At 48.6% G+C, this 22,746-nt stretch carries 27 protein-coding genes and 2 pseudogenes; 27 read left to right on the top strand and 2 right to left on the bottom strand.

All coding sequences use genetic code 11. The features are described 5' to 3' along the window. Window positions 1-14: 14 nt before the first annotated feature. From ffh to pgeF, 11 genes are all read left to right on the top strand, one after another. Window positions 15-1,382: a signal recognition particle protein gene (gene ffh, locus DW085_RS03995; protein ID WP_118293513.1), complete on the top strand. Its 1,368-nt coding sequence runs from the start codon at window positions 15-17 to the stop codon at window positions 1,380-1,382. A gap of 81 nt (window positions 1,383-1,463) precedes the next feature. Next, a complete protein-coding gene (gene rpsP / locus DW085_RS03990) occupies window positions 1,464-1,703 on the top strand; it encodes a 30S ribosomal protein S16 (RefSeq protein WP_106999919.1) in 240 nt (79 codons plus the stop codon). Window positions 1,704-1,735: 32 nt separating this feature from the next. Continuing rightward, a complete protein-coding gene (locus tag DW085_RS03985) occupies window positions 1,736-1,963 on the top strand; it encodes a KH domain-containing protein (protein WP_022360235.1) in 228 nt (75 codons plus the stop codon). Window positions 1,964-2,166: 203 nt separating this feature from the next. Then, window positions 2,167-2,679, top strand: a complete 513-nt coding sequence (gene rimM, locus DW085_RS03980; protein ID WP_106999918.1) for a ribosome maturation factor RimM — start codon at window positions 2,167-2,169, stop codon at window positions 2,677-2,679. Window positions 2,680-2,744: 65 nt separating this feature from the next. Then, window positions 2,745-3,503, top strand: coding sequence for a tRNA (guanosine(37)-N1)-methyltransferase TrmD (gene trmD, locus DW085_RS03975; protein ID WP_118491442.1), 759 nt, complete (start codon window positions 2,745-2,747; stop codon window positions 3,501-3,503). 154 nt (window positions 3,504-3,657) lie between these two features. Continuing rightward, complete coding sequence (gene rplS, locus DW085_RS03970) at window positions 3,658-4,005, top strand: 50S ribosomal protein L19 (RefSeq protein WP_022360232.1); 348 nt, start codon at window positions 3,658-3,660, stop codon at window positions 4,003-4,005. Window positions 4,006-4,240: 235 nt separating this feature from the next. After that, window positions 4,241-4,786 (top strand): signal peptidase I, encoded by a 546-nt coding sequence (gene lepB, locus DW085_RS03965; protein ID WP_106999916.1) that lies wholly within the window; start codon window positions 4,241-4,243, stop codon window positions 4,784-4,786. 24 nt (window positions 4,787-4,810) lie between these two features. Further along, window positions 4,811-5,686, top strand: coding sequence for a ribosome biogenesis GTPase YlqF (ylqF, locus tag DW085_RS03960; protein WP_022358769.1), 876 nt, complete (start codon window positions 4,811-4,813; stop codon window positions 5,684-5,686). Window positions 5,687-5,692: 6 nt separating this feature from the next. Then, window positions 5,693-6,364: a ribonuclease HII gene (locus DW085_RS03955; RefSeq protein WP_117795445.1), complete on the top strand. Its 672-nt coding sequence runs from the start codon at window positions 5,693-5,695 to the stop codon at window positions 6,362-6,364. Window positions 6,365-6,379: 15 nt separating this feature from the next. Continuing rightward, entirely contained in the window at window positions 6,380-6,766 is a 387-nt protein-coding gene (locus tag DW085_RS03950) for a YraN family protein (protein WP_118491440.1), read from the top strand. A gap of 70 nt (window positions 6,767-6,836) precedes the next feature. Continuing rightward, window positions 6,837-7,727 carry a peptidoglycan editing factor PgeF gene (gene pgeF, locus DW085_RS03945; protein ID WP_118491438.1) on the top strand — a complete coding sequence of 297 codons (891 nt, stop codon included), beginning with the start codon at window positions 6,837-6,839 and terminating at the stop codon, window positions 7,725-7,727. A 155-nt stretch (window positions 7,728-7,882) separates the two neighbouring features. Here the strand turns inward: pgeF and DW085_RS03940 are convergent, their stop codons facing one another. Beyond that, entirely contained in the window at window positions 7,883-8,092 is a 210-nt protein-coding gene (locus DW085_RS03940; protein ID WP_022358773.1) for an alpha/beta-type small acid-soluble spore protein, read from the bottom strand. A 315-nt stretch (window positions 8,093-8,407) separates the two neighbouring features. On the opposite strand from DW085_RS03940, the gene rsmD reads away from it, so the two are divergent. The 3 genes from rsmD to DW085_RS03925 are packed head-to-tail and all read left to right on the top strand — an operon-like array spanning window position 8,408 to window position 10,115. Then, a complete protein-coding gene (rsmD, locus tag DW085_RS03935; protein ID WP_022358774.1) occupies window positions 8,408-8,962 on the top strand; it encodes a 16S rRNA (guanine(966)-N(2))-methyltransferase RsmD in 555 nt (184 codons plus the stop codon). Between the two features lie 20 nt (window positions 8,963-8,982). After that, window positions 8,983-9,486: a pantetheine-phosphate adenylyltransferase gene (gene coaD, locus DW085_RS03930; RefSeq protein ID WP_022358775.1), complete on the top strand. Its 504-nt coding sequence runs from the start codon at window positions 8,983-8,985 to the stop codon at window positions 9,484-9,486. A gap of 11 nt (window positions 9,487-9,497) precedes the next feature. After that, complete coding sequence (locus DW085_RS03925) at window positions 9,498-10,115, top strand: hypothetical protein (protein WP_022358776.1); 618 nt, start codon at window positions 9,498-9,500, stop codon at window positions 10,113-10,115. On the opposite strand, the gene DW085_RS03920 is transcribed toward DW085_RS03925, so the two are convergent. Then, window positions 10,081-11,085 (bottom strand): nucleoside recognition protein, encoded by a 1,005-nt coding sequence (locus DW085_RS03920; RefSeq protein ID WP_243033916.1) that lies wholly within the window; start codon window positions 11,083-11,085, stop codon window positions 10,081-10,083. The genes DW085_RS03925 and DW085_RS03920 overlap by 35 nt on opposite strands. 237 nt (window positions 11,086-11,322) lie before the next feature. On the opposite strand from DW085_RS03920, the pseudogene DW085_RS20380 reads away from it, so the two are divergent. From DW085_RS20380 to DW085_RS03870, 13 genes and pseudogenes are all read left to right on the top strand, one after another. After that, window positions 11,323-11,460 (top strand): annotated as a pseudogene (locus DW085_RS20380) (hypothetical protein); the annotation flags it as partial. 14 nt (window positions 11,461-11,474) lie between these two features. Continuing rightward, window positions 11,475-11,533: pseudogene (locus tag DW085_RS20375) on the top strand (hypothetical protein); the annotation flags it as partial. Window positions 11,534-11,567: 34 nt separating this feature from the next. Beyond that, a complete protein-coding gene (locus tag DW085_RS19575; RefSeq protein WP_243033915.1) occupies window positions 11,568-12,809 on the top strand; it encodes an RsmB/NOP family class I SAM-dependent RNA methyltransferase in 1,242 nt (413 codons plus the stop codon). Beyond that, window positions 12,809-14,278, top strand: a complete 1,470-nt coding sequence (locus tag DW085_RS20370; protein ID WP_118491436.1) for a pseudouridine synthase — start codon at window positions 12,809-12,811, stop codon at window positions 14,276-14,278. Before DW085_RS19575 ends, DW085_RS20370 begins: the two co-directional genes overlap by 1 nt. 1 nt (window position 14,279) lies before the next feature. After that, on the top strand, window positions 14,280-16,217 hold the full coding sequence (locus DW085_RS03905) for a YgiQ family radical SAM protein (protein WP_118491434.1): 1,938 nt from the start codon (window positions 14,280-14,282) through the stop codon (window positions 16,215-16,217). Between the two features lie 171 nt (window positions 16,218-16,388). Then, a complete protein-coding gene (locus DW085_RS03900) occupies window positions 16,389-16,994 on the top strand; it encodes an SDR family NAD(P)-dependent oxidoreductase (protein ID WP_347474965.1) in 606 nt (201 codons plus the stop codon). Beyond that, window positions 16,994-17,152 (top strand): hypothetical protein, encoded by a 159-nt coding sequence (locus DW085_RS20365; RefSeq protein WP_347474964.1) that lies wholly within the window; start codon window positions 16,994-16,996, stop codon window positions 17,150-17,152. The genes DW085_RS03900 and DW085_RS20365 overlap by 1 nt, the downstream gene beginning before the upstream one ends. Before the next feature lie 57 nt (window positions 17,153-17,209). Then, window positions 17,210-17,779, top strand: a complete 570-nt coding sequence (locus tag DW085_RS03895; protein WP_118491432.1) for an O-linked GlcNAc transferase-like protein — start codon at window positions 17,210-17,212, stop codon at window positions 17,777-17,779. A gap of 18 nt (window positions 17,780-17,797) precedes the next feature. Continuing rightward, entirely contained in the window at window positions 17,798-18,796 is a 999-nt protein-coding gene (locus tag DW085_RS03890; protein ID WP_118491430.1) for an RluA family pseudouridine synthase, read from the top strand. A 48-nt stretch (window positions 18,797-18,844) separates the two neighbouring features. Next, a complete protein-coding gene (locus tag DW085_RS03885; protein ID WP_022358599.1) occupies window positions 18,845-19,390 on the top strand; it encodes a Holliday junction resolvase RecU in 546 nt (181 codons plus the stop codon). Next, window positions 19,387-20,706 (top strand): peptidase T, encoded by a 1,320-nt coding sequence (gene pepT, locus DW085_RS03880; protein ID WP_118491428.1) that lies wholly within the window; start codon window positions 19,387-19,389, stop codon window positions 20,704-20,706. Before DW085_RS03885 ends, pepT begins: the two co-directional genes overlap by 4 nt. A gap of 374 nt (window positions 20,707-21,080) precedes the next feature. Then, entirely contained in the window at window positions 21,081-21,404 is a 324-nt protein-coding gene (locus tag DW085_RS03875) for a hypothetical protein (protein WP_147353924.1), read from the top strand. A gap of 365 nt (window positions 21,405-21,769) precedes the next feature. Continuing rightward, window positions 21,770-22,636, top strand: a complete 867-nt coding sequence (locus tag DW085_RS03870; RefSeq protein ID WP_118491424.1) for a transposase — start codon at window positions 21,770-21,772, stop codon at window positions 22,634-22,636. Window positions 22,637-22,746 lie beyond the last annotated feature (110 nt).

The raw sequence follows: 22,746 nt of genomic DNA, 5'->3' as shown, positions 1-22,746 counted from the left end.
GCAGGAGGTTTTTGATGGCATTTGAAAGCTTGGCAGACAAACTGCAGAATGTGTTTAAAAACCTGACAGGCAAGGGACGACTCAGCGAGAGCGACGTAAAAGCCGGACTCAAAGAAGTCAAGATGGCCCTTCTGGAAGCGGATGTAAGCTTCAAGGTAGTAAAACAGTTTATCAATTCTGTACAGGAGCGGGCGATTGGAACCGATGTTTTAAATGGTCTGAATCCAGGACAGATGGTAATAAAGATTGTCAACGATGAGCTGGTCAAGCTGATGGGCTCCGAAATGACAGAGATTGCGTTAAAACCGGGCAATGAGATTACCGTCATCATGATGGCAGGTCTCCAGGGTGCTGGTAAGACGACCACAACGGCAAAGATTGCCGGAAAGCTCAAGGCAAAGGGAAGAAATCCATTGCTGGTAGCATGTGATGTCTACCGACCGGCGGCAATCGAACAGCTGCAGAAAAATGGTGAAAAACAGGGTGTTCCCGTATTTGCGATGGGAACGAACCACAAACCGGTCAATATCGCAAAGGCAGCGCTTGAGCACGCGGCGAAAAATGGCAACAATGTGGTTATCATCGATACAGCCGGCCGTCTCCACATCGATGAAGCGATGATGGATGAGCTGGTTGAGATCAAAGAGAATGTGGATGTTTATCAGACACTTCTCGTTGTAGATGCCATGACTGGTCAGGATGCAGTCAATGTAGCGAGCATGTTTAACGACAAAATCGGCATTGACGGTGTGGTTCTGACAAAGATGGATGGCGATACGCGAGGCGGTGCGGCTCTTTCTATCAAGGCGGTAACCGGAAAACCGATTCTCTATGTCGGTATGGGCGAGAAACTTTCCGATTTGGAACAGTTTTACCCGGACCGTATGGCTTCCCGGATCTTGGGCATGGGCGATGTTCTTTCCATTATCGACAAAGCATCTGCTGTGATCGACGAGGAGAAGGCAAAAGAACTCGGCCGAAAGATTAAGAAGGCAGAATTTGATTACAACGACTTCCTCGATCAGATGAACCAAATCAAGAAGATGGGCGGCATGGCGAGCATCATGAGCATGATGCCGGGCATGGGACAGCTTAAAGGTCTGGATTTAGATGAAAATGAGAAGACGATGGGGCGCGTGGAGGCGATCATCCTCTCGATGACAGCCGAAGAGCGGCGCAACCCGGATCTGATGAATCCGTCCCGCAAGAAACGAATCGCACAGGGCGCAGGCGTGGATATCGCAGAAGTCAACCGCCTGGTAAAACAGTTCGGAGATATGAAAAAGCTGATGAAACAGCTTCCGGGCATGGCAGGCGGCGGAAAACGCAAGGGTCTTGGCGGACTCGGCGGTATGCTTGGCAAGATGAAGCTGCCGTTTTAAACAAGTGTTAGTAGATGCAGTGTGCATTAGCTATATTTTATAATTCAAGGAAATAAGGAAAATTTCAGGAGGTAATTTAAAATGGTAAAGATGAGATTAAGAAGAATGGGTCAGAAGAAAGCTCCTTTCTATAGAATCGTTGTTGCAGATTCCAGATCCCCGAGAGATGGCAGATTCATCGAGGAGATCGGTATCTACGATCCGAACACAGAGCCGAGCACTCTGAAATTCGATGAGGAAGCTGCTAAGAAATGGTTAGCAACAGGCGCTCAGCCGACAGAGACTGTTGGTAAACTCTTAAAGATCGCTGGTATCCAGTAAATCAAGCATACTGACCTGTGAGGTGCAAAGGTATGAAAGAATTAGTAGAAGTTATCGCGAAAGCACTGGTTGAGAACCCGGACGAGGTAGTGGTTACAGAATCGGTCAAAGACGATGAGACTGTAATCGAGCTTTCCGTTGCACCGGCCGATATGGGTAAGGTAATTGGAAAACAGGGTCGTATCGCGAAAGCGATTCGCTCGGTTGTCAAGGCGGCTTCATCCAAGGAAGACAAGAAAGTTATTGTAGAGATTCAGTAATACAGACGAAGCTGAAAAGCCGGCTGCCTGAAAGGGTGTCCGGCTTTTTTATTTCATAGGAAATTGCGTCCTATGAAATAAAAAACGCTCCGCGAGGATGCGCACTCGCGCGAAGCAGAAACATGTCGCAAGCGACCGCGCTCGGCGCGAGAATGTGCCAAGGCACATTCTTTTTCATGTATTTTATACAGGAGGATTACAGAATGGTTGATTATCTGAGAGTTGGTGTAATTACATCCCCGCATGGCCTGCGCGGAGATGTGAAAGTATTTCCTACCACCGATGATGTGAATCGTTTTAAAAAATTAAAAAAAGCGTATATCGACACTGGAAAAGAAAAAATGCCGGTGACCGTGGAACAGGTGCGTTTTTTCAAAAATATGGTCATTCTTAAATTTAAAGAGATGAATCGGATTGAGGACTGCGAGCCGTTTCGTAATAAGGATATTCTGATCACCCGCGATCAGGCGGTGAAACTGAATCCAGATGAGAATTTCATTGCCGATCTGATTGGTCTGAAAGTGCTGACGGACGAAGGCGAGGAGTTCGGTACGGTGAAAGATATCCTTCAGACAGCGGCTAACGACGTGTATGTGATCGAAGGACCTGAGGGCAAAGAATACCTTTTCCCATCCATCAAGGAATGCATCCTGAATGTGGATCTGGAGGCTGGCACTGTAACGGTTCATATCATGGACGGTCTGCTGGATCTGTAAATGGAATGAAAATCCTAAAATGAAAGTACCGTTGTGAAAGTGCTGTATAAATATAGGAGAAACGGATGAATTTTCATATTCTGACCCTGTTTCCGGAGATGGTAATGGGGGGACTGAACACAAGTATTACGGGGCGTGCGATTGACAAAGGGCTGATCTCGGTTGAGGCGGTCAATATCCGCGATTATTCGAAGGACAAACACCATCATGTAGACGATGCGCCCTATGGCGGCGGCGCCGGTATGGTGATGCAGCCGGAACCGATTTACGATGCATATGAAGACCTGGCGGCGCGCACCGGGAAACGTCCGCGCGTGATCTATCTGACTCCGCAGGGGCAGGTTTTCAACCAGAAAATCGCGGAAGAACTGGCGAAAGAAGAGGATCTGGTGTTCCTCTGCGGGCATTATGAGGGGATCGATGAGCGCGCGTTAGAGCTGGTTGTGACCGACTATCTCTCCATCGGCGATTATGTCCTGACGGGCGGTGAGCTTCCGGCGATGGTTATGATCGACTGCATTTCCCGTCTGGTGCCTGGTGTGTTAAATAATGACGTATCCGCGGAATTTGAGTCATTTCACGACAATCTGCTGGAATATCCACAGTACACCCGCCCGGTTGTATTTATGGATAAGGCGGTCCCGGACGTACTTCTGACCGGGCATCACAAAAATATCGAGACTTGGCGCCGTCAGAAATCGATCGAACGGACGCTGGAACGCCGCCCGGACCTTTTAAAGGATGCGGTTCTGGATAAGAAAGAGAAGAAATATCTGGAAGAGCTGATTCGTCAGAAAGAGGAAAAAGAAATAAAAAAATTCTAAAAAAGAGAGCAGAAAGTCCTTGCAAATCAAGGATTTCTATGATAAAATCATATTCTGTGAAATAAAGAGATGTTCCGCTGTTACAGGAAGCACGTTTTTACGGGATAAAAGATCGTATTAAGAACATCAAAGATTTTAAAGGAGGTTCACAAAGATGAACGAGATTATTAAGAACATTGAAGCAGCTCAGTTAAAGGAAACCGTTCCGAGTTTCAACGTAGGCGATACAGTACGTGTATCTGCTAAGATCAAAGAGGGAAACCGCGAGAGAATTCAGGTTTTCGAGGGAACTGTTATTAAAAGACAGAACGGCGGCGTTCGCGAGACTTTCACTGTTAGAAAGAGCTCCAACGGTGTTGGTGTAGAGAAGACCTGGCCGTTACATTCTCCGTCTGTAGAGAACGTTGAAGTAGTAAGAAGAGGTAAAGTAAGAAGAGCAAAACTGAACTACCTGAGATCCAGAATCGGCAAGGCAGCGAAGGTAAAAGAGTTAGTAAAATAATTTCTGAAGCGGATGGGGCTGCTGTACAGGTCAGCCTGCTGTGCATCCGGATATGCGGTTATGTGTGTCCGGCGCGGCGGGAGGAGCTGTGCAGCAGCTTTTTTTCGTGTAATAGGAAATTCCTTGTGATTCCCTATTATAAAAAAGAATGTGTCCTGGCACATTCTCGCGCCGAGCGCGGTCGCTTGCGACATGAGCGATGATTCATGGGGAACGGATAGAGAGGGAGTGACATATGGAGCTGAAAGAGGATAAAAACCGCATCCGTCTGGTGGTTGGATGGATCGTGGATATCGCGGTGGTAATTTCGATCGCGTGGTTCGCCGTGTTTGCGATGGGGACGCAGATACGGGTGAGCGGTCAATCAATGGAACCGGTGTTGTCGCAGAACGAAAAGGTTCTGATGAACCGCCTGAGTTACCGCGTGATGCGCCCAAAGCGCTATGACATTATCGTATTTGAAAAAGAAACGGGAAATTACAATATAAAACGCGTCATTGGACTGCCAGGTGAGACGGTGCAGATCAAGGACGGTTATATTTACATTAATAATGAAAAATTAGACGCCCCGAACGACTTGGGTAAGGCGGCTCTGGCTGGACTGGCGGAATATCCGATTAGTCTGGATAAAAACGAATATTTTCTGCTGGGTGACAACCGCTCCGGCAGTGAGGACAGCCGCTTTTCCAATGTGGGAAATGTGAAGTTCCGGCAGATCAAAGGAAAGGTCTGGCTGCGGATCCAGCCGGTTAGCCGGTTTGGGTTGATTTCGTCGAGATAGGTTCTAAGAAAGGAAGAAAATTTCATGCAGATACAATGGTACCCTGGACATATGACAAAGGCAAAAAGAGCCATGAAGGAAGATATCAAGCTGATCGATCTGGTGATTGAGCTGGTGGATGCGCGTGTGCCGCTCGGCAGCCGCAACCCGGATATTGATGAGCTTGCGAAGGGAAAGGGACGGATTGTCCTTTTAAATAAGGCGGATCTGGCGGACGACGGCTGTACAGAGCGCTGGATCGCATGGTTTAAGGAGCAGGGCATCCATGCACTCCGCATCAACGCGCGCAGCGGCATGGGAATGAAGCAGATCCAGCCGCTGGTGCAGGAGGCATGCAAGGAGAAAATTGAGCGTGACCGCCGCCGCGGTATCAAAAACCGCCCGGTGCGGACGATGGTAGTCGGCATTCCGAATGTCGGAAAATCGACCTTTATCAATTCCTTTGCCGGAAAAGCCTGCGCCAAGACTGGAAATAAACCGGGTGTTACCAAGGGAAACCAGTGGATCCGCTTAAATAAGACACTGGAACTTCTCGATACGCCGGGAATCCTCTGGCCGAAATTTGAAGATCCGAATGTGGGACTGTGCCTTGCATTTATCGGCTCGATCAACGATGAGATTCTGGATAAGGAAGAGCTGGCAGCCGAGCTGATCAAAAATATGTCCGGACGTTACGGAAAGCGCCTGGAAGAGCGGTATGGTGTGACGCTGGTTGAGAATACGGCTGGGGACGGCGAAGATACAAAAAAAGCCTGGGAAATTCTGCGTGAAATCGCAAGGGCACGTTCCTGTCTTTTAAAGGGCAGCGAGCTGGATACGAAAAAAGCGGCTGGCTTCCTATTAGATGACTTCCGCAGCGGCAAACTGGGGCGCGTGACGCTGGAAGTGCCGGAGGTATAGGAAAACATGAGAAAACTAACAGGAGAAAAACTGGAAGCAGAACTGGCGCGTCTCGAAGGAATGCGCGCCTATGAACATCAGTACGAAAGTGCAGGGATCGTCTGCGGCATTGATGAGGCGGGCAGAGGTCCATTAGCCGGTCCGGTGGTGGCGGCGGTCGCGGTACTTCCAAAAGACTGTACGATTCTGCGGCTGAACGATTCCAAAAAATTGTCGGAAAAATGCCGGGAAGAATTGTTTCTGGAAATCAAAGAAAAGGCAGCTGCCTACGGAATTGGAATTGTAAGCCCGGAGGTGATCGATTCCATCAATATTTTGCAGGCGACCTATGAAGCAATGCGTCAGGCAGTCGCACAGCTTCCGCAGGAGCCGGATATCTTTTTAAATGACGCGGTCATCATTCCGGGGATTTCGGAGGAAAAGCAGATTAAGATTATCAAGGGCGATGCAAAAAGTGTCTCGATCGCGGCAGCCAGTATCCTGGCAAAAGTGACGAGGGATCATATGATGATGGAGTACGATAAAATCTATCCGGAATACGGGTTTGCGAAGCATAAAGGATACGGAACCAAGATGCATAACGAGGCAATTTTAACCTATGGTCCATGCCCGATCCACCGGAGAACCTTTTTGAAGAAGCTGCTGGGCGAGGAAGCCGCGATGCAGGGGATGAAATAACAGAAAAGGAGCTGAATGGGAGAAAGAAACTTTCATCTTCATGGAAATTCATTCAACCGCCGTGCCATCGGAACTGAATATGAAACCCTGGCGTGTGAATATCTCACCCGGCACGGTTATCAGATTCTCTGCCGGAATTTCCGCTGTCGCCAGGGTGAGATTGATATTATCGCAAGAGATAGAGACTACCTGGTTTTTATCGAGGTCAAATACCGCCACGATGAACACGAAGGCGATCCGGCGGAGGCAGTGGATGCCCGCAAGCAGGCGCGGATTCTTCGTACCGCCCGGTATTATATGACGCATTATCATATTTCCGAGGACACGCCATGCCGGTTTGATGTGGTGGCGGTGCTTGGCAGTAACGTGAGATTAATTCGGGACGCGTTCTGGTGCGGATAATTACAAATGAAAGAATTCAAAAACTGCACAATCAGATTTGAGCAAGAGACAGAAAAAGGATGTGACAATCATGGCGCTTACCTATATACAAAAAACAGTTCATCCGGCACCAATTACCCTTCATGAGTCAAACGGAGTGGCTTATTTTACCTTTCCGCTCTTAGAGCAGACCAGGATGGTGCGCCACGCATTTTCTACCCGGCTTGGCGGAGCGAGCAAGGGATATTTCAGTACGATGAACTTTTCGCTGACGCGCGGCGACAACCGGAACGATGTGCTTGAAAATTACCGGAAAATGGCGCGGATTCTGGGAACGGATGTGTCAAAGATGGTGCTCAGCCATCAGACGCACACGACGAATATCCGTCTTGTTACGGAAACGGACGCTGGAAAAGGAATCTGGCGGGAACGCGATTATGAAAACATCGACGGGCTTATCACAAACGAGCCGGGGCTGACGCTGGTTACATTTTTTGCGGACTGTGTACCATTATATTTTGTAGATCCGGTGCATCGTGCGATCGGACTGTCGCATTCCGGCTGGAAGGGAACCGTTCATCGGATGGGACAGAAAACGATCGAGGCGATGGGAGAGGCGTTCGGCACGAAGCCGGAGGATCTGCGCGTCTGCATCGGACCGAGCATCTGCCGGGACTGTTATGAGGTCAGTGAGGATGTGGCAGATGCATTTAAAGAAGAATTTGGAGCAGAAATCAGTCAGGATGATTCAACATCCTGTTATTCCTGGAATGGGAAATCGATTCTCATGAATAAGGGGAATGGCAAGTACCAGCTTGACCTCTGGGGCGCGAACCGCCTGGTGCTCCTGGATGCCGGAATTTTACCGGAGCATCTGGCTGTGACGAATGTATGTACGAAATGCAATCCGGATCTTTTATATTCACACCGCGTGATGGGAGATAAGAGGGGGAATCTGGCGGCATTTTTATCGCTAAAGTAAGTATGTAATCTGTCTGTCAAACAAGTGAATGAATGTTTTGCAGAAAAGAACAGCAGCATGATTGAAAATCGGTCGTTCAAGTCCGGTTTTGTCAATCATGCTGCTGCCGTTTTTTCCGCCGTTTCAGCGAAGATTCAGAAGAGCCCTACGATGCCTTATTTACCAGCCATCTTTTTTTCCTGTTCCTCAATCATCTTTTTGACCATATAGCCGCCGACGGAACCAGCCTGTGCGGAGGTCAGGTTACCATTGTAGCCCTCGCTTAAAGGAACGCCAATCTCATTGGCAACCTCCATCTTAAAGCGGTTCATCGCTTCCTTGGCTTCCGGTACATTGGTTTTGTTAGTGTTGTTGGAACTAGACATAACAGACGCCTCCTTTTTTGCGTGTGCCCCTTCAAACTTTCGTTTGTCCGGGTGTCTCTTTTTGTTACATTCTCAGTATGCGGATCTTAAAAGTGAAATACACTAGAAGGTTTTGTGCAAATTGACATTTTGGGGCAAAACACCCACAATGTAGGGAAAAAAAGTTAGTATTGATCCGATTTTATGCTTGTATATCAGTAAAACTCATACTATAATAGAACAGATGTAGTGTTAAAAAATACGCAAACTGTTTGGTGAATTTTACGGTTGCAGTTCAAAATACATTAATATTTCTAGTAAGATGGAGAAAAATCCATGCGGGTAATAGCAGGAAGTGCCAGAAGGCTTACTTTAAAGACGATCGAGGGAATGGATACGAGACCGACGACGGACCGTATCAAAGAAACTCTTTTTAATATGATTCAGAATGATATCTATGGATGCACATTTCTCGATTTATTCAGCGGAAGCGGGGCGATCGGGATCGAAGCTTTAAGCCGCGGGGCAAAAGAAGCTGTTTTTGTGGAGAAGAATCCGAAAGCGGCGGACTGCATCCGTGACAATCTGAAAGCGGCCCGCCTAGCTGATAAGGCGACGCTGTTAAACTGTGATATTTCGGATGCATTGAAACGGATAGAAAACCGGAAGAGTGCGTTTGATTTCATTTTTATGGATCCTCCGTACAACCATCTCTGGGAGAAAGAAGTGCTTACTTATCTGGCGCATTCGTCCCTGGCAGATGAACATACGATGATCATCACAGAGGCATCGAAAGAGACCGGGTGCAGCTACCTTTCAGAACTGGGATACCATCTCGAAAAAGAGAAGATATATAAGACGAATAAACATCTGTTTATCCGAAAAGCTTGAATACCAAAGGAGAAAAAAAGATGAAAACAGCCATTTATCCGGGCAGCTTTGATCCGGTGACGCTCGGACATTTTGATATTATAAAGCGATCCTCCGAAATTTTTGATCAGGTCATCGTGGGAGTTTTGTGTAATAACGCAAAATCTCCGTTGTTTTCTGTCGAAGAACGTGTTAAGATGTTAGAGGAAGTGACAAAAGACATTCCTAACGTGGAGGTGCAGTCGTTTGACGGACTTCTGGTCGATTTCATGCGCCAGAATCACGCAAAGGTCATCGTGCGTGGTCTGCGTGCGATCACGGATTTCGAATATGAGCTGCAGCTCGCGCAGATGAACCGGGTGATTGCACCCGAAATAGATACCCTGTTTCTGACAACGAACCTTAAATACGCGTATTTAAGTTCCAGCATGGCAAAAGAGGTTGCGATGTACGGCGGAGACATTTCCGAATTTCTCGATCCGGTCATTGCAAAACAAGTACAGGAGAAATACCAGGCGCTTCAGGAAGACAGGGAATGTAAGTAAGGAGAAAAGCTATGAGCAGAATTGAACAGATCATCACAGAAATTGAAGATTATATCGACAGCTGCAAGTTTCAGCCGCTGTCCAACACGAAGATTTTAGTAAATAAAGAAGAGATTGAAGAACTGCTCGTGGAACTGCGTCTTCGCATTCCGGAGGAGATCAAGAAATATCAGAAGATCATCAGCAACCAGGATGCGATTCTGCAGGAGGCACGTTCCCAGGCAGACGCGATGGTAGCCGAGGCGACCGCCCAGACCAATGAGCTGGTTAATGAGCATGAGATCATGCAGCGTGCATATGCAGAAGCAAACAGCATTATTGAGCAGGCAAATGCACAGGCACAGCAGATCGTGGACAACGCTGTCACAGAGGCAAACAATATCCGCCAGGGTTCCGTTCAGTACACGGACGACATGCTCCGCAGCCTGCAGACCATCATCAAGCATTCGATGGAGGGCGCGCAGAGCCGTTTCGAGTCTTACATGAGTTCGATGCAGTCCAGCTACGATGTCGTATCTTCCAACCGTAATGAGCTGGCTGGCAGTGTCGTGACCGAGCCGGAGGAGAACACAGGCGCCGAGGCAGCAGCGGCCGCTACACAGGCGGCATCCGGCGAAGCAGCAGAATAAAGAGAACGAACGAGAGACTGGCGTGAACCAGTTTCCACAGTACATAATGCCGGATGGAAAGTCCGGCATTTTTTTCTCTGTCTTTTCGGCTGTCCCGTATGACTGAATTTGTCTGGGCGATCCCGGATAACCCGCCGAACGCAGCACATGCCGCCATCGCGCCGGATTGAACCGGGATACTGAATATGGCACCAGAACGGGCGATCGCATCGATGCCGGTTGTCATTTCAGCCGTCCCGATCAGAAACAGACGCAGCGTGCCGGAACAGAAGGCGTCGGCAAAGGCAGCGAGGATCGAATACAGCATGATCAAACCGCCGATGCGGACCTGCAGTTCGATGCAGTCCATCAGGATGGTGTCGAAGGAAGCGGGAACGGGAACGGAGACGGATGTGGATTTTGTGCGGGCGGGCTTGACAGAGCCGGTTTCTTTCGAAAAAAATCGGTTTTGAAGGCTAAAAGAAGTTACTTTATTATAAATGCATAGGAGACTTCCAACCAATAAAAGCGGCGTATATAGTGCCAGAACCAGATAGTTTGACGGAACTGCCGGGTTCAGCCTAGGTGCAGCGTATCCGGCGATAAACATGGGGCTTGGCGAAGCACTGATGGCGGTCAGAAGCCGTTTTTCATGTGCCGAAAGCAGCGATTTCCGGTTAAAATCGGCGGCAGTTTTCATTCCCATCGGGTAACCGCAGAGCAGCCCGGCAAGCAGGGCATAGCCGCTGTAGACAGACATCCCAAGATGTTCCAAAACCGGATGAAATGGCGCTAGAAGCAGCCGGACGCCGCCGTGTTCAGCTAAAAGCTTTGAGAAGAGCATAAAGGGAAATAACGTCGGAAAGACCGTATTGAACCATAAAAGAAGTCCTTTCTGTGCCCCATCCGCAGAGAGACGCGGATGCGAGAGCAGAAGCGCCAGGATAAGTGCTGGGAACAGGGCGGATAATATTTTTTTTATATATGGCATGGGAGCGCCTTTCTATCATTAAAAAGTAATATAAAGATAGATTATATATATGTAGACAGAAAATGGCTCATTCCTTTTGGAAGCCTGAAAACCGGCATACCGAACAAAGAAAGAACGAATGAGCGCGAAGAAAAAGTCTTTAGAATCACGATTATAAATGGATATACAGAGCAATAGACAAAAACAGGAGGAAAACGATTGGATTACCGAGAACTGCCGGAAGAATTTCTTGAAAAAATGAAACAATTTCTGGGGGAGGAATACCCGGAGTATCTGGCTTCGTATGAGGAAGAGCCGCGTTCAGGGCTGCGCGTCAACACGGGCAGGCTGACACCGGAACAGTTTTTAGAGATGGCACAGACGGCGGACTGGAATTTGAAACCAGTGCCGTGGACGAAGAACGGTTTTTATTATCAGGCGAACGCCCATCCAGGCATCCGTGGTACTACGCGGGACTCTACTATTTGCAGGAACCGAGTGCGATGTCACCGGCGGCATGGCTGCCGATCAAGCCGGGCGACCGGGTTCTGGATTTGTGCGCGGCACCGGGCGGTAAAAGTACGGAACTGGCGGCGAAATTAGCCGGTACAGGTGTCCTGTTTTCCAATGATATCAGCAATTCGCGCGCAAAAGCGCTTCTTAAAAATCTGGAAATGTTCGGAGCGGGAAATATCTGTGTAACGAGCGAGGCACCGGAAAAAATGGCTGGCATCCTGCCGGAGTTTTTTGATAAGATTCTGGTCGATGCGCCGTGCTCCGGCGAAGGTATGTTCCGCCGCGATCCGTCGATGGTAAAGAGCTGGAACGAAAAAGGTCCCGATTATTATGCGCCGCTGCAGCGCCAGATTCTCGACTGTGCCGTGCAGATGCTTGCGCCGGGCGGGAAACTGGTTTATTCGACTTGTACCTTTGACAGGGGCGAGGACGAGGGAACGATCGAGTATATTCTGGAGAAATATCCTCAGATGGCGGTCGTGCCGCAGAAACCGGAATATGGCTTTGAGGGAAGCCGTGGCATTGAGGGCTGTCTGAGATTGTTTCCGCACCGTCTGGAGGGCGAAGGACATTTTGTTGCGCTGTTGGAGAAGCGGACGGAGAAACCAGACGCAAATGTCAAGGATTTGGAAAATGCCGGTGAGAAAGCATTGAGCGATCCACTTTTGGTAGAGGAAATAGAAGCGCGGTTGTGCCGTGTGGCGGAAGACGGTAAGTCCAGACAGATGGCTTCCGGAAAAGCGAAAGGGAAAATGTTTGGAAAGGGAAAAAACGTGGCGCAAAACCAGACCGCCGAGGATTTTTCCCCCCTGTTTGAGCTTCTGCGCCAGCTTCCGGTAAGAACCTGGAATCCGGAGCAATTCTACCGTGACGGCGAGCGCATCTATTACCTCCCGGCAGCGCTGGCAGGCGACAATACACGTTATTTTAAGCCGCTCCGCTGTCTGCGTACCGGACTTCTGCTCGGAGAACTGAAAAAAGGGCGGTTTGAACCATCCCAGGCGCTGGCAATGAACCTGCGGATGCAGGAATTTGTAAATTACTTAAATTTTAATGCCTCGGATGAGCGCACGATCCGCTATTTAAAGGGCGAGACATTGACAGCCGCAGAGGAAGAGGCAGCAGATGGTCTTGTACTAATCTGTGTGGATGGATTTCCGCTTGGCTGGGCGCAGAAACGGGGCGGTCAGCTTAAAAATAAATACAATCCCGGATGGAGGTGGCAGTGATGGGACAGGGTAAAAGTATACGTTTAGACCGTTTCCTGGCAGAGATGAAGCAGGGAACGCGCAGTCAGGTAAAAGAGATGATCCGCAAAGGGCGGGTTCTGGTCGATGGAACCGTCTGCCGCGAGTCTGACCGGAAAATATTCCCGGACGAAACCCGGGTTACACTGGATGGACAGCCGGTTGGCTGGGCAGACACGGAATATTATATGTTAAATAAACCGCAGGGCGTCGTTTCCGCAACGGAAGACGGGCGCTATCAGACTGTCATTGACCTTATTGATGAAGCAAAGCGAAAAGACCTCTTCCCGGTCGGACGCCTCGATATTGATACGGAAGGACTGCTTCTCATCACAAACGACGGTGCGCTGGCGCATGAGCTTCTGGCACCGAAAAAACACGTGGATAAGGTCTATTTTGCACGCGTAAAGGGAACACTGAAAGAAGGAATCGAAGCGCGCTTTCAGGCAGGACTGACGCTGAAGGATGGCACACCGGTACGGCCGGCAGAGCTTGTGATCGAGAAAAAATGGAACGACGCAGGAGAAGACCTCTGCGAGGCGCGCCTGACCATCCATGAAGGAAAATTTCATCAGGTAAAGCGGATGTTTGAGGCAGAGGGCGGCGAAGTCATTTACCTGAAACGCCTTTCGATGGGACCGCTTGCCCTGGATGAGGCACTGGCGACGGGAGAGTACCGGGCGCTGACGGAAGATGAAATTAGAGCGTTAAAAGAAAGAATGCTAACCTCACAAAATTGTGTATCGAATGACGAAAATTTGTCAGACACCCAAAATAACACACCTCCTGAAATCAACTGGAACACAGTAGACGCCGTCCTCTTCGATCTCGACGGCACCCTGGTCGATTCCATGTGGATGTGGAAAGCGATCGATGTGGAATTTTTAAAGCGTTACGGCTATGACTGTCCGGAAGATCTTGAGAAGGTGATCGAGGGCATGAGCTTTTCCGAGACAGCAATCTATTTTAAAGATCGCTTCCAGCTGCCGATGACCCTGGATGAGATAAAGGCCATCTGGATTGAAATGTCGATCGATAAATACCGCCATGAGGTACCGCTGAAATCGGGGGTTGCGGAATTTCTTCCATTTTTAAAGAAAAAAGGAATCCGCATGGGAATTGCAACGAGCAATGCACAGGATATGGTAGCAGCCGTGCTGGATTCTCTGGATATCCGTTCCTATTTCGGTGTGGTGGCAACTGCCTGTGAGGTGGCAGCAGGAAAACCGGCGCCGGATATCTATCTGAAAGTAGCGGCGGATCTGGGCGTACAGCCGGAAAAATGTCTGGTATTTGAGGACGTCCCGGCGGGGATTCTGGCTGGAAAACGGGCTGGTATGCGCGTTGGCGCGGTCGAGGACGTATTTTCACTTTCCATGACCGAAGAAAAGAAAGAATTAGCTGATTTTTATATCCGGGACTACCGGGAACTGATACAGGGGGCAAGATAAAATGATACATGATTTTTTACCGATCTGCAGGGCGGATATGGACAAGCGCGGCTGGGAGAGCTGCGATTTTGTCTACGTGTGCGGGGATGCGTATGTCGATCATCCGTCGTTCGGACACGCGATCATCAGCCGTATGCTTGAAGCGCACGGCTATAAAGTAGGCATCATCGCCCAGCCGGACTGGAAGAATCAGGAATCCATTCAGATTCTGGGCGAACCGCGTCTCGGATGGCTTGTGAGCGCCGGAAATATGGACTCTATGGTAAACCATTATTCGGTTTCGAAAAAGCGCCGCGCAAAGGATTCCTACACACCGGGCGGCGAGATGGGAAAACGTCCGGATTATGCGACGATCGTCTATTCCAACCTGATCCGCACCTGGTCGAAAAAGCCAATCATTCTCGGCGGTATCGAAGCCAGCCTGCGGCGTCTGGCACATTATGATTACTGGTCCGGAAAAATGAAACGGTCCATTCTGCTGGATTCCCAGGCAGATCTGATTTCCTACGGAATGGGCGAGCGCTCGATCGTGGAGATCGCGGATGCGCTGGCCAGCGGCATCGAGGCAAAGGATATCACCTTCATCGAGGGAACTGTTTATAAGGCGGAAAACCTGGATTCTGTTTATGACGAAATCCGTCTGCCGTCTTACCGCGAGGTTTCCTCTGATAAAAAGACGTATGCGGAGAGCTTTTACACCCAGTACAGCAACACCGATCCATTTTCGGGAAAACGCCTCGTTGAGCCGTACAGCGACCGCCTCTATGTGGTCCAGAATCCGGCGGCGAAACCACTGACCCAGGAAGAGATGGACGATGTCTACGCACTTCCATACATGAGAACCTGGCATCCGTGTTACGATGCAGCGGGTGGTATTCCAGCGATCACGGAAGTAAAATTCAGCCTGATCAGCAACCGCGGATGCTTCGGCGGATGCAGCTTCTGTGCGCTGACCTTCCATCAGGGACGCATCGTGCAGACCCGCAGCCATGAATCAATTATTCAGGAAGCAGAACTTTTGACCCAGGAACCGGATTTCAAGGGCTACATCCACGATGTCGGCGGTCCGACCGCAAACTTCCGTCACCCGGCATGCGAAAAACAGATGACCTACGGTGCCTGTCCGCACAAACAGTGCCTGTTCCCGCAGCCGTGCAAAAACATGAATGCCGATCACAGCGACTATATTTCCCTGTTAAAGAAGCTGCGGGCGATTCCGAAGGTAAAAAAAGTTTTCATCCGTTCGGGTATCCGTTTCGATTATCTGCTGGCGGAGAAAAACCGGGCATTCTTGCGGGAGCTTTGTCAGTACCATGTCAGCGGACAGCTCAAGGTAGCGCCGGAACATATATCGGATAATGTATTAAAACGGATGGGAAAACCGGAGAATAAGGTTTACCGCCAGTTCATGAAGGAATATGCAGCGATGAATGACTCGCTGGGAATGAAGCAGTACCTCGTTCCGTACCTGATGTCCTCCCATCCGGGTTCCACGCTCAAGGAGGCGATCGAACTGGCAGAATATCTGCGCGACCTCGGCTACATGCCGGAGCAGGTGCAGGATTTCTATCCGACGCCATCCACACTATCTACATGTATGTATTACACGGGATATGATCCGCGCACGATGGAAAAAGTGTACGTGCCGACCAACCCGCATGAGAAAGCGATGCAGCGTGCGCTGATCCAGTACCGCAACCCGAAAAACTATGATCTGGTACTGGAAGCACTCCGTCTGGCAGGCAGAACGGATCTGATCGGTTTTGATAAGAAATGCCTGATCCGTCCGCGGCAGATCAAAGGACGCGATTTCGCGGCTGGCGGATATAAAGGGGCGCATCATGCAGCCAGACGGCAAAACCGGCTGCTGCCAATCGTGCAAAAGACACCAAACGACCGGCTGTGGGCAGTATGGCCGGGCACAAACAGACCGGCATAAATGGAAATGGACGAAATGCGGGGGGATTTGGCAGCGCTGGTGTTGGAAAGAGCGGTGGCAGCGGAAAGAAAAAAGCCATCCGGAACGTGCACAAGAAGAAATAAAACGTATGTACGCTCGGAATGCAGGAACGACTCCGAGCGTACATACTTGAGACGGGAGGAATTTCTCATGAAAATTGCGATAATTACAGGTGCCTCTTCCGGCATGGGGCGCGAGGCAGCCAGACAGCTGGCGGATCGCTTTTCGGGACTTCAGGAAGTCTGGCTGATTGCCCGCCGGATGGACCGGATGCAGGAGCTGGAACGGACGCTGCCGATCCCGGCGCGTTGTTTTTCCATCGATTTGACGGATGCATCCCAGCGGGAGACGCTGGAAAACGAGCTGGCGGCGCGCAAGCCCAACGTAAAGCTTTTGGTAAATGCTTCCGGCTTTGGTAAAATCGGAACGGTCGGGAACCTGCCGCTTGACGATGAAACGGGAATGATAGAGCTCAACTGCGAGGCGCTGTGCGCGGTCACGCATATGGTGCTTCCCTATATGAGCGAAAACAGCCGGATTCTCCAGTTCGCGTCAGCAGCCTCCTTTCTGCCGCAGCCGGGATTTGCCATCTATGCGGCAACCAAGGCATTTGTCTTAAGCTACAGCCGCGCCCTGCGGGAAGAACTCCGCCCGCGCAGAATCGGTGTGACGGCGGTCTGCCCCGGACCGGTCAAAACCGAATTTTTCGACATTGCCGAGACAACTGGGAGATTCCTCTTTATAAGCGTCTGGTGATGGCAGATCCGCACAAAGTTGTAAAACTTGCCATCCGCGACTGTATGGCGGGAAAAAGCGTGTCGATTTACGGCGTATGGATGAAGGCATTCTTTGTGCTCTGCAAGATAGTTCCGCATGAGTGGATTCTGCGCACGATGCAGGCGTTAAACCATTAAATCAGACAAAAAGCTAGTATCATTCAATAAAAACATGATAGAAAGGATTTTTACACCGTGAAAAAGATAAAAAAAGGCGATTACGGCTACCGCAATCATTTCAAGCGGAAACAGCTTTTTATCATCGCACTTCTGGCATTATTTATCATCGCACAGCTGGTTGGACGGTCTTTTACAGACAATGATTCCGTCAAAAAAATTCTGACGGTCATGGCGATCGTCACGGTACTTCCGGCGGCGAATCTCGCTTCCCCGCTGATTGCCATTTTCAAATACCATACGCCGGAGCAGGCGTTTCATGAGGCATATATGCCGTATGAGGAAAAATTTGAAGTTCTCTATGATCTGGTTCTGACGACACCGGAAGATGTGATTCCGTCCGATGTGACCGTCGTTCACCCGACCGGCATCTATGTGTACTGCATTAATCCAAAGCTGAATGTAAAGCGCGCGGAGGCAGGTTTAAATGAACTGTTAAAGGCTAACAAACTGGATCCGAACCTGAAAATCGCGACCTCACGCAGTACCTTTGACAAGCGGATTCACAGCCTGAAACCGGCGTCAGAGTATGAGGACGATGGAACTGTAGAGTACGGCGTGCGCGTAATAAAAGGATTATCGATGTAAAAAAGGGAGGCGGCAGCCATGCGGATGCTGACAGTATCTAAAAATGAGGCGGGGCAGCGCCTGGACAAGCTGCTGGCAAAATATCTGAATCTGGCGGGAAAAAGCTTCATTTATAAAATGATGCGGAAGAAAAATATTACCCTGAACGGAAAAAAATGCGACGGTTCCGAACATCTGACCGAGGGCGATGAGATCAAGCTGTTTCTGGCAGAGGAGACGATCGAGAAATTTTCGGAAGTGAAGATTCAGAAGGTTCAAAAGAAAAAGCTCGATATCGTCTACGAGGACGAACATATTTTACTGATCAATAAGCCATCTGGAATGCTGTCTCAGAAAGCGAAAGAGACGGATGAATCGTTGGTTGAATACCTGATTGACTATCTGCTGGATTCCGGCAAATTAAAGAAAGAGGACCTGGCGTGCTTCCGTCCGTCCGTCTGCAACCGCCTCGACCGCAACACAAGCGGCATCGTGGCAGCTGGACGTTCCCTGCCGGGACTGCAGATCATGTCCGAGGTCATCAAGGACCGGAGTCTGGGAAAATATTATGTCTGCGTCGTGCGGGGAATCGTAAAAGGCGAAGCCCGCATCGAGGGATGGCTGACGAAAAATGAAAAGACGAATCAGGTGTCGATCCGAAAAGAGGAGACCCCTGGAAGTCTGCCGATCCGGACTGCATACAGACCGCTGGTATCTGGAAATGGATATACCCTTCTGGAGGTTCATCTGATCACCGGACGATCCCACCAGATCCGCGCCCACCTGGCTTCCATCGGACACCCGATCGCCGGGGATCCGAAGTACGGTGATCCCCGGGTCAATGAGGAAGTGAAGAAACGCTTCGGCGTCCGTTCACAGATGCTTCATGCGTGGCGGCTGGTAATGCCGGAAACGATCTCCGAGCCGCTTTCATATCTGGCGGGCAAAGAATTTACCGCGCCTATGCCAGCGGAGATGAAGCGGATGGAAACGATGATGAAATCAGCTCCAAAACGCCCAGCCAATCATCGCCCGTAAATTTTAAATTGTGCGAAAAATCAAAAAAATAAGTGGAGGAGCAACAACATGGGGACTTGGAACAGCCGGGGACTTCGTGGTTCAACCCTGGAGGATATGATAAACCACACAAACGATCTTTACCGTGAGAAAAAGCTGGCATTGATCCAGAAAATCCCGACGCCGATCACGCCCGTCTCGATCGATAAAACCAGCCGCCATATCACGCTGGCGTATTTCGACCAGAAGAGTACCGTCGATTACATCGGCGCGATTCAGGGCGTCCCGGTCTGCTTTGATGCGAAAGAATGCGCGGCAGATACATTTCCACTGCAGAACGTCCATCCGCATCAGGTCGCATTTATGCGGGAATTTGAAGAGCAGGGCGGGATTGCTTTCTTAATTATATATTTTTCACAGAGGGATGAACTTTACTACCTGCCATTTTTCCATCTGGACGCATACTGGGAGCGGATGCAGCAGGGCGGACGGAAGAGTTTTACATATGAGGAAATGGATAAAACGTGGCGCATCAAAAGCCACCGGGATATATTAGTCCATTATCTGGAACCGCTGAGCCGGGATTTAGGAGAAAGAGAGGATGATTTTTCATGACAACAGCCGTAGAACGTTTTTTGAAATATGTATCATATGATACGCAGTCAGACGAGGCATATGACACCTGCCCGAGCACAAAAAAACAGCTTCTGTTAGCCAATGAGCTGAAACGCGAGCTGGAAGAAATGGGTGCATCCGATGTGCGGATGAGCGAGTACGGATACTTGTTTGCACGCATTCCGGATAATACAGGCAGTACCTCTGCACCGCAAGAAGCGGAAGCTTCTTTCAGCACTGCGTCTGCTCACGGTGCATCCGGCGTTGGACAAAAAAACACCATCCCGGCACTTGGCTTCATTTCCCACATGGACACCGCGCCGTCCTTAACCGGAACAAACGTAAAGCCGCGCATCGTCCAGGCATATGACGGCAAAGATATCGTATTAAATGCAGAAAAACAAATTGTCATGAAAGTTTCAGAATTTCCGTTTTTAGCCGACTTAAAAGGTCAGGATCTGATCGTAACCGACGGAACCACGCTTCTGGGCGCCGACGATAAGGCAGGCGTGGCGGAGATCATGACGATGGCAGAATATTTCCTGAGCCACCCGGAGATCCCGCACGGCGAGATCTGCATTGGATTTACGCCGGACGAGGAGATCGGACGCGGCGCGGATCGTTTCGATGTGAAAGACTTCGGTGCAGCGGTTGCTTATACGGTAGACGGCGGTCCGATCGGCGAGATCGAATATGAAAATTTCAACGCCGCTTCCGGCAAAGTCCGGATTCAGGGAGCCAGCATCCATCCGGGAGATGCGAAGCTCAAGATGAAAAATGCCATTCTCATCGGCATGGAATTTCAGAGCCTGCTGCCGGTCTTCGAAAATCCGATGTACACAGAGGGTTACGAGGGATTCTATCATCTGGATGAAATGAGCGGAAATGTAGAAGAGGCGCAGTTAAATTACATCATCCGCGATCACGACCATGAAAAATTTGAACAGAAAAAGAAATTTTTCGCAGAAGCAGCCGATTTTCTGAGCCGTAAATACGGTGCAGGCACCGTGACGGTGGAGATAACCGACAGCTATTACAACATGAAAGAGAAGATAGAGCCTTGCATGTATCTCATTGATACAGCCAAAGACGCCATGCTGGCATGCGGAATCAAACCGAAGGTTGTTCCGATCCGCGGCGGCACAGACGGCGCCCGCCTTTCCTATATGGGGCTCCCGTGCCCGAATCTCTGCACCGGCGGATATAACTATCATGGAAAATATGAATTTATTCCGGTGGCGTCATTGGAGAAGACGTCCAGGGTTCTAGTGGAGATTGGGAAAAAGTTTGCTGTCATAAGAAGCAGTGTAGAGTGATTATGAAATAAAGACAATCCTTTAAACAGGCAAATTGCCCTTATATAATAGTGCAAATTGCCTGTTTACTTTCATGACTGGTAAGTCAATATTAATTTTTCTGTTAAATGGAATCCATTTCATTATTTCTATTATAAAATTTATTATGGAAACAGGATGAGCTTCATACTGGATATTTTATATTTTTTAGACTTCTATGGAATCGGATATTTTTGTGCTAAAAAGCTAACGAAAAAACGGATACAATTCCGCTTGATTTTTCGCTCTCAAACAAAGCATTTCTGTTTGGTCTGGGTGGTGCGTTTGCTGGGGTGTGTTTGAATCTATTTTTTAATCGGAATTTTCATGTAAACTTTTTCAGATGGCAGTCGTTTATGATTTGTTTTGGTGGATTCACTCTCATGTACCTTATTACCAGTCATACCAGTAAAAATAGAAGCGTCAGCGCAAATGAAACATTGTCACAAAAAGCGTTATCCAATATGCAGCCTATAAACAATGTATTCGCAGCAGAGGAAACGGAGCAGCCACTAACCAGAGCAGCGACAGAAATACCCATCAACCAGGAACATTTTTTTGTTGCAGACATTGATAACGAACTAGATTATGTTTTTTTAGATGAAATTTTATATCAATCATTTAATGGAACTGGATTAAAGATAGTTGCTATTTTCCCCTTCCCCCGCTACCAGGTTTAAAATCTCCAAGTGTATACAAATATGTTTATGCATAATATGGTTTTGAAAAATATTTCCTTATTTTTGCACAAATATATAGAATCGCTTTTAGCTATATTGTATGTATCATTTCACATACAGGAAATACACCCGTTATATGTTTGGGCGTATTTACAGAATAAATAGTTGCAAAATTCTTACTTGCATATCCGAACCAGATATGTTACATTTAACTCATCAAGCATATATATTTCTTTATCTGCAATTCAAGCAATCTTATATTCTAATTATTAATCTGAGAAATCTTATGCTTATCCAACTTGGCAATACGAAAGAGCAGGAGATTCTCAGAAAAGCCAGATTCTCCTGTCAGAAAGGGGAGAATTATGGGGAATTTAATGAGGGTGCGGAGAAATCACAAGGACACGCTGTTCCGGATGCTGTTCAGCACAAGGGAGAATCTGCTGAGTCTGTACAATGCAGTGAATCATTCGCATTATACAGATCCGAAAAAATTGGAGATTGTGACGCTGAAAAATGCTGTATATATGAATATGAAAAACGATCAGGCATTTTTGCTGGATATGCAGTTAAACTTATATGAACATCAATCGACATGGAATCCGAATATGCCACTGCGTTTTCTGTTCTACGTGGCGAAAGAGTACCAGATGCTGGTCCGGAACCAGACCTTGTACGCATCGGCATTGGTGGAACTGCCGACACCGCATTTTGTAGTATTCTACAATGGAGAAAAAGAGCGGGAGGCGGAGGGTCTGCTTAAATTGTCACATTCGTTCATGCAGAAGACAGAACATCCTGAGCTGGAATTGCTTGTGAAGGTTTTAAATATCAATCTGGATAAAAATCTGGAGATCCTGGAAACCTGCCGGTTGTTGAAAGAGTATATGCTGTTGGTTCATAAAATACGGCGGTATGCGATTGAATACAAAGATATCAATCAGGCAGCTGAAAAGGCTGTGACGGAATGTATTGATGAAAATATATTGGCAGAGTTTCTGAGGAAGAATCGAGCGGAGGCGATAGAGGTGTGTATTTTTGAGTATGACGAGAAGAGGGAAACGGAATTGATACGGAAGGCGGAGTTTGCAGAAGGGGAGAAGGTTGGTGAGGCTAAAATACTTTTAAACCTGATTGAAAAAGGCATACTAACAAAGGAACAAGCCCTTGAACAATTTGGTGGTACTTATGAGGACTTGGAAAAAGCAGCTTTATCCGTAACACTGGTTTGAATTTTTCTCCCAAATTCAAGAAAAAACCGTTGACAGATCCATATTCGGATGATAGAATATCTAAGTGTGCCGCACAGCGAGGCTAAAAGTGCGCAAGCCGCCATAGCTGG

It is taken from the genome of Clostridium sp. AF50-3, assembly GCF_003477445.1.
GTDB lineage: Bacteria > Bacillota > Clostridia > Lachnospirales > Lachnospiraceae > Otoolea > Otoolea fessa.
Note: the sequence above shows the minus strand (reverse complement) of the source record. Positions and strands in the feature narration are given on the sequence as shown.